Consider the following 13,842-nt stretch of genomic DNA (forward strand, 5'->3'; position numbering starts at 1 on the left):
TCCAATATTTTTGCCGAACAGAAATGAGATAAGATAAAAAAACTACAAAAAACCACCAAATCACCATTCCGCTCCAAAATAAATAGTATTTTATCAAATAAAAATGCGTTTTTTTATGGAGCGGCGAACAATGAAAATATTTATTGTGGAAGACGAAAAAGTGGCGCTCAGACGGCTTGTTAGGCACGTTGAAGAAACTTTGCCCGGAAACGAAATTTCGACTTTTTGCGAGATTGAAGAAGCGCTTTCTGTTTTTGAAACGCAAACGCCCGATTTACTCATTTTAGACCTGAATCTTAATGGACAAGACGGCTTTAATATCCTGAAAAAAATAGAGAAAAAGAAGTTTGAGACTATCGTTGTTTCAGCAAACGGAGAGAGGGCGCTGGAGGGCTTTGACTTAGAAATAGTAGATTTTGTACTGAAGCCCTACGAAGTAGAGCGTTTTGCCAAGGCATTGCAAAAATTTATGGGTCGCAGAAGCCGCCTTAAAGAAAAGACGGGCGCGGAAATTCTCATAAAAGACGGTTCAAGGCGTTTTGCAATATCCGCCTCCGACATTTTGTATGTTTCGGGCGCGGGCGATTATCGGGAAATCCATTGTTTAGACGGCAAAGTGTATCTTGACGGTCGCACGCTCGAAAAATTCAACAACCTTTTAACCGACAATTTTGTGCGTATTCACAATTCGTATTTGGTCGATAAAAACAGCGTTGTTCAGACGGTTGTTTTGGGCGGCGGAAAATACACGGCGATTTTGTCCGACGGCAAGGAATTGCCTGTAAGCCGCGCAAAATACAAAGAGTTGTTCGGTGAAACGGATTGATGGTTTTCTGCATTCTACCCCTGCTGTTTTTCTTGCGTTCGGCTTATTTTTCGGAATAATTCTCGGCTCAAATTTGCAGATTTTTAATTTCTCGCTAAATTTAGCGACGGTTTTAATAATTGTAATTGCACTTATTTTCACTAACCGTTATTCAAAAATTCTGTCGGCTGTTATTGCCGTATGCGTCGGCGTTATTTTTCAAAATTCGTGGCAAGCGAGTATGGAACAGGGCGAAAAATTCTTTTCGGATGGTGATAAAATTAAGATTTCGGTAGATTTTTATTCTCCGCCGACTTTTCAGAGCGAGAAAGAAATGACACAGTTGGCGACTATTGTTCCTGTAAATGTAGGGGCGTATTGCATACGCCCTGATATTCCCCTTAATAATTCACCAATCCCGTCCGAACGTCAGGGCGTATGCAATACGCCCCTACAATTTACCAAAGGTTATCGCATAAACCTAATTTTCCCTGCCGAATTAACAACCGAAATTCTAACCCCAGCCGAACGAGCAGAAATTACGGGAATTTTCCGTTGCTTCGATACCCAAAACACAGCCGCGCCTTGGGAATTCGACAACATTTTTCAGGCAAAAATTAAAAATACTATCGGTGAAATAGAGATAATTTCCATAGAAAAAGAAGAAAAAATACCGTTTGTTGCCGACATTTACAGGCATATTCGCCGAAATTTTGAAGGAAGCCGTTATAATTCGTTGTATATTTCGCTTTTTACGGGCGACCGCTCGAATTTGTCGCCGCACATACGGGCGTTTTTTCGCGAAAGCGGACTTGTGCATTTCTTGGCGATTTCGGGATTGCATATCGCGATTTTAATTACTGCGCTATCGTTGCTTGTTTGGTTTTTACCTTTGCCCAAACTCGTGCGAAGGTGTATGATTGCGGCTTCAATCCTGTTTTTGCCGTTTTTGGTGGGATTTGGTCCGCCTACTTTACGGGCGGTAATTATGGGACTGCTTTTGACAATTTCGCAGATTTTTAACAGAAAAAGCAATCCTGTGAACTCACTTTTTGTGGCGGCGTTTTTTATTTTGGCGATTTATCCTATGCACATTTTTCTGATTGGCTTTCAATATTCGTTTGTGGCGACTTTTGCGGTTTTGCTTTTCCCAAAAATGATAGGCGAGCGCAAATATAAGAACGAAATAATATTTTTGATGTTGCCGATATTTCTTTTTATCGCTACAACGCCTATACAGATTTTTCATTTTGCAACGATTACTTGGGCGTCGATTATTGCGAATATAATTATGCTTCCCGTTTTGACGATAATTTGTCAGATTGCGCTTATTTCGGTTTTTGTGTCGGCTGTTCCGATTTTTGAATTTGTGGCGCGACTTATGGTTTCTTTTTGCGACAAGGTGCTTGACATTCTCTTTTTTGCGATAAATCGATTTGTGCTTTTGAGCGGAATGGGGGAGAATTACACGCAAATTTCGCCTTTCATTTTTATATTGCTTACTTTGCTTATTATGATTTTGTGCTGTTTTCCAAAACGCGGGATTATTTATTCGATTTATTTGCTTTTGGCGTTTTTTACAGTTTGGGGAATTGTCAATTTGTTCAAATCCGATACTGTTTACACGGTATCATCGCAAAATTTAAGAATGAAAGTTTACTGTAGCGCACAACCTGCGGCAATAATTATCGGCGGCGCTCAATCGCGACTGTATTATAATCCCCAAATTTTGCGTTGGTTGCATAACAGGCTTGACGGGCGACTTGCAACACCGCTTATTATAACCGATAGCTCGTACATCCCGCCTGACGTTTTTGATGGCTATAATCATATAATCTTGCGAAACTCTACGGGAGAAATAAAATTTGATGTGGAATGCGATGAGCATAAAACAGTTCCTGTAGCGATTGCCGAAACCCGTCGGCGCAGAACTCAGACCCCGAAAATTTTTGAAAGACAAAAAATTCGATAGTTTTTTTATTTTGCGCATTTCGCATAATGTATTTTTATTGTGAAAAACAATATTTTCTTGGAGAAGGTGTATGGGCTTACCCGATGAACTTTTTATATACAGGTTGATTATACTGATACTGGTAGTTTCTTTTGCTGTTGCGTTAATTCTTATTTTGAAAGGGAAAAAAGACCAAAAAGCTTCTTTTACCGAACAGACCGACGAATTGATACGAAAAATGAAGTCTCAAAAAAATCTAAGCGGCAATATCGTATCCATTGTTGCAGAATTGATAGAACACCGCGACAAAGATACAGGCGGACATATCGACAGAACTACTTCTTATGTTAGCGTATTGGTTTTGGCAATGAAGGACAGCGGAGTTTACGCGGACGAATTAAATAAATGGAACCTTAAAACCGCAATAGCGTCTTCCAGATTACACGATGTCGGAAAAATAGGCGTTTCGGATTTAATATTGAACAAGCCCGACAAGCTGACAAGTGAAGAATTCGAGAAAATGAAGAGCCACGCGTCGCAAGGAGTGCAAATAATAGAGCAAATCATAGATAAAACAGGCGACGAAGAATTTTTGGCTTCCGCAAAACTTTTCGCCGAATCTCATCACGAGCGTTGGGACGGCGCGGGTTATCCAAAAGGCTTAAAGGGAGAAGAAATACCTCTTCAGAGCAGAATTATGGCGGTTGTTGACGTTTACGACGCGCTGACTTCAAAAAGACCTTACAAACCTGCTTTCCCACACGAAAAAGCGGTAGAAATAATAATGGAAGGCAAAGGTAAACAGTTCGACCCTGCAATCGTTGACGTATTCTTTACTATGCACGGACAATTCGACGACCTTAGAGAGATTTTCAGCTATACTCATCTTTAACGGTGGTTTTGGCAAGTTTCTATTTTGCGCATAACGTATTTTCTTTGTGCGATATTATATTTATAGGAGAATTATATGAATTTTATAGAAGAATTATCTTGGCGGGGGATGATACAGGACTCCACGCCGGGAGCAGTGGACGCGCTATCTGTCGGCGGCGTTTCGGGATACTGCGGATTTGACCCGTCGGCGAGCTCGCTTCAGGTGGGGAACTTGGCGGCAATAATGATGATGATGCACTTTCAGCGCAGGGGAAACAAGCCGTTTGCTTTAATTGGCGGTGCAACGGGAATTATCGGCGACCCGTCCGGGAAATCGAGTGAGCGAAATTTGCTTACTCTCGACGCTGTAGAGCATAACCTTTCGCAGTTCAGAAAGCAACTTTCCAAGTTTTTGGATTTTTCGGAAGGCAAATTTAAGGCGGAAATAATAAATAATTACGACTGGATTTCTCCGATAACATTTTTGGATTTTCTGCGGGATGTCGGCAAACACATAACTGTCGGGTATATGCTGGGCAAAGACGCGGTAAAAAATCGTTTGGACTCGGGAATTTCGTACACGGAATTTTCGTATCAACTTTTGCAGGCTTACGATTACTATCATTTGCACAAAACAAAAGGCATTTCTGTGCAGTTCGGCGGCAGCGACCAATGGGGCAACATAGTAGGCGGAACAGAACTCATAAGACGAATTGACGGAAGTTCTGCGCACGGAATTACTCAGCCGTTAGTGCTTCGCGCAGACGGAACAAAATTCGGCAAATCGGCGGACGGACAAAAGCTTTGGCTCGACCCGACAATGACCACGCCGTATCAGTTCTATCAATTCTGGCTTAATTCCGAAGACAATATGTGCGAGCGCTACCTTAAAGTTTTCACGCTTTTATCGCAGGAAGAAGTTGTCGCGGTTATGGCGGAACACGAAAAAGCGCCGCATTTGCGAGCGATGCAAAAAGCTTTGGCGCGCGAAGCGACAACTTTGGTGCATTCAAAAGAAGATTACGAAAGCGCGGTAAGAGCAAGTGAAATTCTTTTTGGAAATGCAACGGAAAACGATTTACGGGCATTGTCGGCGGACTTGTTCCTGTCTGTTTTTGAAGGAGTTCCGCAGAAAAAGGTGTCGATTGACGAGATAAACGGCAAGTCAATCGTAGATGTCGCAGTATTTGCTGATACGCTTTTCCCGTCTAAAAGCGAAGTCCGTCGAAATATAAACGCAATAAGTGTGAATAAGAACAAAACAGAAGACGAAAAATACATATTTTCGGAGAACGATTTGCTTCACGGAAAGTATATTCTGCTTCAAAAAGGCAAGAAAAATTATTTTATTATAGAAGCTGTAAGATAGGAGGCGCTCAATGCAGGACGAAATAAGAAGTTTATTAAAAAAACTCGGTGAAGACCCCGATCGCGAGGGGCTTGTTGATACTCCGAGACGGTTTAAAGAGGCGTTTGGTTATATTTTGGGCGGCTATAAAATCGACCCCGACGAGATACTCAAAAAGGCGATTTTTACCGAGAATATCGACGAAATGATAATCATAAAGGATATAGAAATTTATTCTATGTGCGAGCATCATCTTTTGCCGTTTTACGGGAAATGCCATATAGGCTATATTCCGCGCGGAAAAATTTACGGCGTCAGCAAACTTGCCCGTGTGGTGGACGCATATTCGCGCCGTTTGCAGGTGCAGGAACGTCTTACTCAACAAATCGCGCAAACGATTATGGACCCGATAGGCGCAAGCGGCGTGGGCGTAGTTATTGAGGCGAAACATTTGTGTATGATGATGCGCGGCGTGGAAAAGCAAAACAGCGTAATGACCACAAGCGCAATGCTGGGAGTTTTCAGAAGCGATTCCAAAGCAAGGGAAGAATTTTTGAATTTGATTGCGAAGAAATAGTCGCACGAAATAGCACACAAAATACGAAATGCCGACAATGCAAATTTTTTGCGGGCGACCGTCCTCGGTCGCCCCTACAAGTATTTAAATTTACTTGGCTTTCCCTTGGTAATTTTGCCTTTAATAACCTTACCTTTACTCAAAACTATTTCGCGATAAGAGGTTTTTTCTACAAATGACAAATCGTGCGTGGTCATCAGGATTGTTGTTCCCCAATTGTTTATTTCCTGAAGAAGCGAAAATATTTCGTCTGAAATTACGCGGTCTAAGTTTCCTGTCGGCTCGTCGGCAATCAGTATCAGCGGTTCGTTTACTATTGCTCTTGCTATTGCTACACGCTGTTGCTCTCCGCCCGAAAGCTGGGGAGGGAAATTACAACTTTTATGAGCAAGTCCGACTACCGCAAGCGAATTGAAAACCCGCTTTTTTATGTTTTGCTCGCTTCCGCCGACTACACGAGCGGCAAAGGCGATATTATCGAAAACCGAATACGATTGCAAAAGCCGCATATCCTGAAATACAATTCCGATTTTTCGTCGAAGCAGTGGGGTGGTTTTTCGCAGTTTGCTCATCGGCATTGTGGATTGAGTTTGCATTCCGCATATATTTACGGTGCCGCTTGTGGGTATTTCTTCGCGGTAAATCAGTTTCAGCATTGTTGTTTTTCCTGCGCCGCTTTGCCCTGTTAAAAAGACAAATTCGCCTTTGTCAATAAAAAGCGACAAGTCCGAAAGCGCCTCTGTTTGGTCTTCGTATTTTTTTGTGGCGTGCGTAAATTCTATCATTTTTTTGCTCGATACCCTGATTTATCCGCGGCGGTTGCCTTTTGTAGCAAGTCCCATAACGTTTCTGAAAACGTAATCTTCAAAAGAACTTTGCGTTCCGAAAATTTTAATCCTGTCCTCGACTTTGTGCGCTTGAACGTATTCTTCGACGGGGTCGCTAGGGGATAGCAAAACTACTATTCTTCCTGTGGATTCGGCTATATTTTCTTTGAATTTTATAACAAATTCCATTGCCGCCTTATCGACTTCCAAAACGCTCTCGAGTTTTATTGCCACTAAGAAACCTGTCATACGTTCGGCTTCGTCGAGTGCGTCTTTTATGTTGTCTATGAATTGTTCTACCATCATTCCCGAAAGGTCGAGGATGACGTGTTTGTGAAATTTGGAAGAGGTGATGTCCAAAAACGGCGCTACGGTTTTTTGTGATTCGTCGTCGCCTGTTTCGCCCTCGTGCTCAAATTTGTAAATTATACTTTTTATCATTTTGAGAGGGATATTCGTCATTAAAGAAATCTTTTGCGCTTCAACATCTTTTTTGTAAAGCCGATAAATTTTGGAGTAAATGTTCATAAGTTCCCACCTTCTAACGTTCCAAATGTTATTTTACGTTCCGTAATATACGTTTTGCCGCAAAGAATTATTGATAAAAAAGGATTTTATGATAAAAAATATCACAATTTTGTTGTTTTGCGCAGTTCTGTCATTTGCCTCGAACGTGCCGCTTAATATATTGAACTTTGCGCGGACAAACGGCGCTTTTGATGTCGTCAAGCAGAACGACACGCTTTGGGTTGCAACAAGCGGCGGTTTGGCGCAGTTTCAGAATTCAAGTACAAATTTTATTGCGCTTCACCACTCGCACGAGCATTTTCCCGATATTTCGCTTACCGCGCTTGCATTTGACGGCAGTTCGCTTTGGATAGGCTCTCAAAGCGGTTTTTTATACCGTCGTCAAAGGCGCGGACAGAGGGTATTTGACGATTTGGCAGGGGGTGCGTCAGGAATAAATACAATAAAATCACACGGAAACTATCTGCTTATCGGACACGAGGGTGGCGTTTCGGTGTTTAATAAAAGGCGGGAGCATATAATTTCAACCAAGCGGAATTTTCCCGATTTCGGTATCGGCGCCGCTGTGGATTTAATCGAAATTAAAGACGACACGCTTTGGGTAGCGGCAAGAAGGGGTTCGGATGGCGGAGTTTTTCGGTTGAATGGTTTTTCGCGCATTATTTCCGACGCAAGATTTGGCGACGATTCTCCCTTGTCGGCGGGGGATGATTTTGAGTGGATACAGGAACTTTATCCGTTGCTTTCTTCGCCTGCTCGCGTGCTTTTTTATGACATTTATAACAACAGAATTCGGTATTCAGATAATTTTGAAAATATGGGTATTGACAAAGATCGCGCAAGATTCGGCGATGAAAACATAACCTTTGTTAAAAGAATTGACAATCGGGCTTTTGTTGGGACTGAAGCAGATTATCTTTGGCGCTCGGACGACGACAGGCAGTTTGTAGTTCCGGGGCTTGTAAACAATAACCGCATCAGAAAATTATTTGTGGACAGCGAGCAATCGCTTTGGATTTTACCTTTATTTGACAGCGAGGGACCGAGGCATTGGTCAAATGCGCTCAGCAGAATATCGAGAAGAGGTGATGTGGCATACTTCAACGAAAACACCCGCGGCTACGGCAGTTTGGCGGGAGTTAGCGACGAAGGTTTCAGTGGTGTAGCCCAAGTTGGAGACAGAATATTTTTTGGGTATAGCGGCAGTCCGATGAGAGAGTATAATATCAGGACAAATTCTTGGAGAATAATGCTTCTTGACGCAATAAATTTTACGGGCAGTCCCGATTTTCCGATTTTTTATGAGACAATGCCTGAAAATTTTACGAGTTGGGCTGCTATAGCAGGCTGGAACCACGTGGACGTTCTGCTTACAGACAAAAACGGAATTGTTTGGGGGACTTCGTGGAACCACGACCCTGTTGAAGCGCCTACTGTTTTTGCGTATGACCCTAATAATAACAGATTTCGCTTTTTACTGAATTTTAATCGTAATGGTTGGAGAGCTCCTTTAAGTTTAGCGTTTACAGGCAGAGGCGATTTGCTTTTGGGCTTTGGAGGCATAATGGGCGAGACAGACCATAGTGATTCTCTATGGGTTATTGACGCAAACAAAAATCCGTTTGACGAAAATATACCGTCTGCCGATTACAGAAAAAGCGTAATTCGCGTTGGAAGCAGGGCGACAGGATTGCATACAACCGGAGCGGGAAATGTTTTAATCGCAACTACGGGGGAGCCGAGGGTGTTCGGCTACAGCAGAACTTTGGGCGCCCGTGTCTTTCCTATAGGAAACCTTCCGCCGAGTTTATCGCTTAATATAAATGACATAGCCTTTGAGTATTCACACGAATTGTGGTCGCCCGGCGGAACTCGAATAAGAAATGTCTTTTGGGTTTCGAGCAGAGACCTCGGCGCCAAACGAATTGAAATTGACGAAATTATAACGTCGGACGGTTTTTTGGATACTGTAATTTATAACGTTCCACAGACGGCATTACAAACGGAATTTGTGCTGAATGCGGCAAGCGGCGGCATAAATTCCGCAACGTTTGCAGTTGCAGTCGATACCGTTCAAAACTTTTTATGGGTCGGCGGCGACAGAGGAATTACGAGAATGCGTTTGCCCGAAAGAACTGTGGGCGCGTCGCAACAAAGGAACGATTTTATTTTTCCAAATCCGTTTTCGTTGAGCAGGCACGAATTTATTACTATTCCGAGAGTTTCGCAGAGCTCTTTTGTGGACGTTTATACCGTTTCGGGCAAATTGGTGCAATCGTTTAATCAAAATTCCCCCGAATGGACGCAAACTGTTGACGGAACATTTTTTTACAGGTGGCGAATACCCTCAAATCTCGCTCCCGGAACATATATTATAGCAGTGAAAGAACTGGAAAGCGACAGAGTTGCAAGACGAAACACAAAAACCTATAAATTAGTGATAATACCGTGAAGATAACGGCGGCAATATCAACCTATAATCGGCTTGGTATGCTTAAAAAAGCGATAGTGTCGGTGGAAAATCAGACATTTTTGCCGTGTGAACTGATAATAGTCGATGATAATTCGAGCGACGGCACAAAAGAATATTGCGAAAATTTATCGCTTGATTTTCCTGTTATTTATCTTAGAAACGATAAAAATTCGGGCGTGTCTTTCAGCAGAAACAGAGCGATTGAGCAGGCAAGCGGCGAATATATCGCGTTTTTGGACGACGACGACGAATGGCTGAGCGAAAAACTGCAAAAACAAAATGAATTTGCCGAAAATGGTTTTGATTTAATTTACACGGCGCTGACTACGCAAAAAAACGATAAGATTTATTTTCACCGTCGCTTTCCGGTATTTCTCGGGTGTTTTGCAGGTTCTACTTCTACAATGATGTTCAATTTGGCAACTTTGCGAAAAATCGGCGGTTTTGACCCGCGTATTGAGTCAATGGAAGAGTACGATTTGTTAATTCGACTTGTAAGAAACAGAGCGAAAATCAAGGGGATAAGGGTTGTTCTTGTAAAATATTTTATGGCGGACAGCGGCAAACTTTCGGGTTCTCTTAAAAAATACTTTTCCTCCGCAAAAATTATAATGTCAAAAACGCCTTTTTTCTTAAAACCGTTGCAATTTATGGGTTTGTTTAGAATTTTTGCTCAAAAAACAGTGAAATTACGTGAGTTTCGTGAAGTGTTATTCAAAAAGCGGAAGGGATAAAATTTGAATGCGTCTTCCCAAAACAGCAAAAAAATTGTAAAAAACACACTTGCGCTCTATTTTCGCCAAATAATAACAATGCTTGTGATGTTATTTACTTCCCGAATAATTTTGCAAACGCTTGGCGTCACGGATTTCGGGATAAGTAATGTTGTAGGTAGTGTCGTTGCAATGTTTGTTGTTTTCAGCAATACGCTGACGGTTATAACACAAAGATTTATAACCGTCGAACTTGGAAACGGCGGCAATTCCGTCAATCTGCAAAAAATATTTTCTACAAGCATAATTCTGCAAATCGCTATCGCCATTATTGTAGTTATCCTTTCTCAAACGGTGGGATTGTGGTTTTTGAATAATAAATTGAATATTCCTGCCGAGAGACTTTTGGCGGCGAATTGGGTGTATCAATTTGCAGTGCTCAGTTTTTTACTGTCGTTGCTGAATTCCACATTTACGGCGCTCATAGTCTCCCACGAAGATATGCACATATACGGATTTGTCGGGATTTTTGACGCAGTTTTGCGGCTTGGCACTGTGTATTTGTTGGTAATTGCAGATGCCGACAAACTTATTCTCTTTGGAATGTTGGGCTTTGCGGCAAGTTGCGCTATGTCGCTTTTTTATTTTGTTTATTGTCGTAAAAAATATTCGGACACCAAATTTTCGCTTGCCTTTGACAAATCACTTTTTAAAGAATTTGGCGGCTATGGAAAACACGTTTTTATTTCAAGCGTTTTTATGGTGCTCAATATTTATGGAATAGGTATTATGCTGAATATGTTTTTTGGACCTGCGATAAACGCCGCAAAAGGAATTGCAACAACCGTGAATACTGCGCTTTCGTCTTTGGGAAACAGTTTTAAACAATCGCTGAGCCCGCAACTTATGAAAGCGTATGCTCAAAAAAACTGTGAATATATGTGGGATTTGTCGGCGCGCGGAACAAGGTTTATGTTTTTTTTGTTCTTTGTTTTTTCTGTGCCGTTGCTCTTGGAAACCGAATTTTTGCTAAAACTTTGGCTTGGCGAAGTCCCTGAATACACGGCGATTTTTGCCAGATTGATAATAATATTCTCTCTGCTCAACGTCCTGATTTATACTATGGACTCCATAAATCACGCAACGGGGAAAATTGGCGCGTATTCGAGCGTGGGATATGTCGGTTCTGCGCTTGAATTGTTGTTTGCGTATTTTTTTCTCAAAGCGGGATTTGCGCCGTATTTTGCCTTTGTTGCTCCGATTTTACTGTTTCCGATATGTATTACAGCGCAATGTATGGTTATGAAAAAGCAGGTCGGTTTTTCAATTAAACATTTTACTCAAAAAGCGCTTATCCCTATATTTTTAGTTTCGATGCTGTCGTTTTTGCCTTTTTATTTTGTGAATAAACTATTTTTGCAATCGTTTTGGCAGTCTTGGATTGTTCTCTTGACAAGTGTGCTGTGGACAGGATTTGTGATTTTGTTTGTCGGACTAAAAAATGACGAGCGAGTTAAAATTTATGCGTTTGTAAAAAGAAAGGTTGGACAAGTGCTGTGAAAATGAAAACCACTACCATAATTTATATGGCGGACGATGTAAGACCAAAAGGGGGAATTGCCGATAGATTTCGCGCAATAATTACCTTGTATAAAATATCTAAAGATTGTGGCTTTCAATTTAAGATAAATTACACGCAACCTTTTGATTTATCTGATTTTTTGCTACCTAATATTGTAGATTGGAAAATTTCAGAAAAAGAAATATCGCAAATAAAAAACAACAGCCGAAGTGTAAGTATATTCAATTTTGGAGGATGTATATATGCGCCATCGCTGTATTCGGACGTTTCTATACAATCTACAAGCGGAGATTTACAAAAAGACGTGCCGATTATTAAAGAAGCGGCAAAAAATAACGACTATATTTTATTCTATACAAACGCATATTTTTACGGCGACAATTACTCGACTTTATTTAATGAATTGTTTGTTTTGACGCCAATATTACAAAGCGCAGTTGATTTACATCGAAAAAATATGAATGACAATTATTTATCTGCAACGTTTCGTTTTCAGCAGTTGCTTGGCGATTTTGACGAACACGACGACGGTTTTCTGACATTGCCCGAAGAATTGCAAGAACCGTTCTTACAAAAAAACATTAAACACTTGATAAACATACATAAACGGAACAAAAAAGAAAAAATATTACTGTGTTCGGATAGCGAAAAATTTAGAAATGCTGCTGCAAAATATGATTTTGTTTATACGATAGACGGAAAAAGGCAGCATTTGAATATTCCAAAAATGGACAAAAAATACGCATTGATTTCGTTTGTTGATTATTTCTTAATTTCATATTCAAAAAAATCGTTTCTTGTTGTCGATGAGATTAAAGGCGAAAAAGAAAAATACGAGATGTATAGAAGTGGCTTCCCGCTCTGGGCTTCGCGGCAAAGAAATGTTAAGTTTGTAATAAAAGACTATCGCGCTTCTTCAATAAAAATAACCATTAAAAACGTGATACCGCGATGGATAAAACATACGAGATTTTTTATGGCATTAACAAAAAAATGGGTGAAAATTAAGCAACAGTTAAAAAGTCTCTTTTAGCACCGAACTGATTTTCTGTGAAGAATTATGCTTGGCGACGTATTCAAAGCATTTCTTTCCGACAGCATTGAGTTCGTTGAAGTCTCCGCTAAATCTGTCGTAAACTTCTTTAATTTGCTTTTTCAGAACGTCTTTATGTTCGTCGTTTTTATATTCGTACGCCCAAAATAAGCCTTTGTCTTCGATGTCGGACAATGTTCCGTTTAGGGTGCAAATTACGGATTTTGCGTAAGAAAACGCCAATATCGCACTTCCCGAATTTAGCGAGCAGATTGAGTCGTAGGGGAGAGCAAGCAAATGATGCTTTGAAATCAATTCTGCTATTTCGTCGTCGGGGATAAATCTGAAGTCCGTTGTTATTTTAGCGTTTCCGTTTATTTTTTCGAGCAGGCATTTTTGCAGGTTTTTGTCGCAGGCGCCGCTTATAAACAATTCCAAATTCGGCAGATTTAATTCGCTCACCGCCTCTATCAGCAAATCGACGTTTTTGTAGGGTCTTATAAGTCCGATGTGCAATAATTTTAGTTTGTCGCTTGGTAAATTTGTATGTTTTATGTCGCCGTAAACGCCTATATAATTGGGGTGTGGTATATGTATTATTTTTTCGAGGATTTTTTCTGATGAATTTATTGCCTTTATTTCGTCGATGCTGATTTTTGAGTGAATTATGATTTTGTCGCAAAGCGCTATCTGAAGTTTCACGAAACGCATTGAGTTTTTACGATTCTTTTTTACGACTTGTTGCTTGTCGTGCATAGTCCAAATAATTTTTTTTCCGAAAAGTTTTAATAAAATCAGCACGAGTGCTCTTGCGAGAAGTTTTGACGTATATATTGAGTTTTCATAAAAATTCAGCGCAATAAATTCGCATTCTATTAAATTTTTCAGATTAAATTTGCATACCGAAAACCCGCTGTTTTCGTAAGCTGTTTTCATTAACGATATGTATTGATTAACCTGATAGTGATATGGTCGAAGCACAAGTTTGCGCAGTTTTTTTTTCATAAATTAGTTCCTCTTCAGAGATATTGTCGGAATAAAATACTATATTGCCGCGAGAAAAGTTTGAAAATTATTGCGGTTTTTATTTTTCGTGTTCCTATTTTTGAATGGCATATAGTATTTTTGATAA

The 13,842-nt window shown here is 40.6% G+C and carries 12 protein-coding genes; 9 read left to right on the forward strand and 3 right to left on the reverse strand.

All coding sequences use genetic code 11. The features are described 5' to 3' along the window. The first annotated feature begins 130 nt into the window (after nt 1-130). The 5 genes from FWE23_04500 (at nt 131) to folE (ending at nt 5,554) form a co-directional block, all read left to right on the forward strand. On the forward strand, nt 131-826 hold the full coding sequence (locus tag FWE23_04500) for a LytTR family DNA-binding domain-containing protein (protein MCL2844696.1): 696 nt from the start codon (nt 131-133) through the stop codon (nt 824-826). After that, entirely contained in the window at nt 813-2,777 is a 1,965-nt protein-coding gene (locus FWE23_04505) for a ComEC/Rec2 family competence protein (GenBank protein ID MCL2844697.1), read from the forward strand. The genes FWE23_04500 and FWE23_04505 overlap by 14 nt, the downstream gene beginning before the upstream one ends. A 70-nt stretch (nt 2,778-2,847) precedes the next feature. Next, nucleotides 2,848-3,648, forward strand: coding sequence for an HD domain-containing protein (locus FWE23_04510; GenBank protein ID MCL2844698.1), 801 nt, complete (start codon nt 2,848-2,850; stop codon nt 3,646-3,648). Nucleotides 3,649-3,723: 75 nt separating this feature from the next. Beyond that, nucleotides 3,724-4,998: a tyrosine--tRNA ligase gene (gene tyrS, locus FWE23_04515; GenBank protein ID MCL2844699.1), complete on the forward strand. Its 1,275-nt coding sequence runs from the start codon at nt 3,724-3,726 to the stop codon at nt 4,996-4,998. A gap of 10 nt (nt 4,999-5,008) precedes the next feature. Continuing rightward, nucleotides 5,009-5,554 carry a GTP cyclohydrolase I FolE gene (gene folE, locus FWE23_04520; protein ID MCL2844700.1) on the forward strand — a complete coding sequence of 182 codons (546 nt, stop codon included), beginning with the start codon at nt 5,009-5,011 and terminating at the stop codon, nt 5,552-5,554. 74 nt (nt 5,555-5,628) lie between these two features. On the opposite strand, the gene ftsE is transcribed toward folE, so the two are convergent. Beyond that, nucleotides 5,629-6,339, reverse strand: coding sequence for a cell division ATP-binding protein FtsE (gene ftsE / locus FWE23_04525; protein MCL2844701.1), 711 nt, complete (start codon nt 6,337-6,339; stop codon nt 5,629-5,631). A 21-nt stretch (nt 6,340-6,360) separates the two neighbouring features. Next, the gene (locus FWE23_04530; GenBank protein MCL2844702.1) at nt 6,361-6,909 is read right to left on the reverse strand and encodes a hypothetical protein; all 549 of its coding nucleotides are present in this window, start codon (nt 6,907-6,909) and stop codon (nt 6,361-6,363) included. Nucleotides 6,910-6,997: 88 nt separating this feature from the next. Here FWE23_04530 and FWE23_04535 point away from each other — a divergent pair, with 88 nt between their 5' ends. Genes FWE23_04535 through FWE23_04550 form a run of 4 tightly spaced genes read left to right on the forward strand, consistent with a single transcriptional unit; the run spans nt 6,998 to nt 12,710 of the window. Then, entirely contained in the window at nt 6,998-9,361 is a 2,364-nt protein-coding gene (locus FWE23_04535) for a T9SS type A sorting domain-containing protein (protein ID MCL2844703.1), read from the forward strand. Continuing rightward, nucleotides 9,358-10,116 carry a glycosyltransferase family 2 protein gene (locus FWE23_04540; GenBank protein ID MCL2844704.1) on the forward strand — a complete coding sequence of 253 codons (759 nt, stop codon included), beginning with the start codon at nt 9,358-9,360 and terminating at the stop codon, nt 10,114-10,116. Before FWE23_04535 ends, FWE23_04540 begins: the two co-directional genes overlap by 4 nt. A 3-nt stretch (nt 10,117-10,119) precedes the next feature. Continuing rightward, nucleotides 10,120-11,655 carry a hypothetical protein gene (locus tag FWE23_04545; GenBank protein MCL2844705.1) on the forward strand — a complete coding sequence of 512 codons (1,536 nt, stop codon included), beginning with the start codon at nt 10,120-10,122 and terminating at the stop codon, nt 11,653-11,655. Further along, nucleotides 11,652-12,710, forward strand: coding sequence for a hypothetical protein (locus FWE23_04550; protein MCL2844706.1), 1,059 nt, complete (start codon nt 11,652-11,654; stop codon nt 12,708-12,710). Before FWE23_04545 ends, FWE23_04550 begins: the two co-directional genes overlap by 4 nt. Here FWE23_04550 and FWE23_04555 read toward each other — a convergent pair. After that, nucleotides 12,693-13,715, reverse strand: coding sequence for a glycosyltransferase (locus FWE23_04555; GenBank protein MCL2844707.1), 1,023 nt, complete (start codon nt 13,713-13,715; stop codon nt 12,693-12,695). The two genes, FWE23_04550 and FWE23_04555, sit on opposite strands and share 18 nt — an antisense overlap. Between the last annotated feature and the right edge of the window lie 127 nt (nt 13,716-13,842).

The organism is Chitinivibrionia bacterium (genome assembly GCA_009779925.1).
Lineage (GTDB): Bacteria > Fibrobacterota > Chitinivibrionia > Chitinivibrionales > Chitinivibrionaceae > WRFX01.

Bases quoted from the DNA above. Each gene is read 5' to 3' on its own strand.
- folE (MCL2844700.1), top strand. From the start codon at position 5,009: ATGCAGGACGAAATAAGAAGTTTATTAAAAAAACTCGGTGAAGACCCC.
- FWE23_04500 (MCL2844696.1), top strand. From the start codon at position 131: ATGAAAATATTTATTGTGGAAGACGAAAAAGTGGCGCTCAGACGGCTT.
- FWE23_04555 (MCL2844707.1), bottom strand. From the start codon at position 13,715: ATGAAAAAAAAACTGCGCAAACTTGTGCTTCGACCATATCACTATCAG.
- ftsE (MCL2844701.1), bottom strand. From the start codon at position 6,339: ATGATAGAATTTACGCACGCCACAAAAAAATACGAAGACCAAACAGAG.
- FWE23_04510 (MCL2844698.1), top strand. From the start codon at position 2,848: ATGGGCTTACCCGATGAACTTTTTATATACAGGTTGATTATACTGATA.
- tyrS (MCL2844699.1), top strand. From the start codon at position 3,724: ATGAATTTTATAGAAGAATTATCTTGGCGGGGGATGATACAGGACTCC.
- FWE23_04535 (MCL2844703.1), top strand. From the start codon at position 6,998: ATGATAAAAAATATCACAATTTTGTTGTTTTGCGCAGTTCTGTCATTT.
- FWE23_04530 (MCL2844702.1), bottom strand. From the start codon at position 6,909: ATGAACATTTACTCCAAAATTTATCGGCTTTACAAAAAAGATGTTGAA.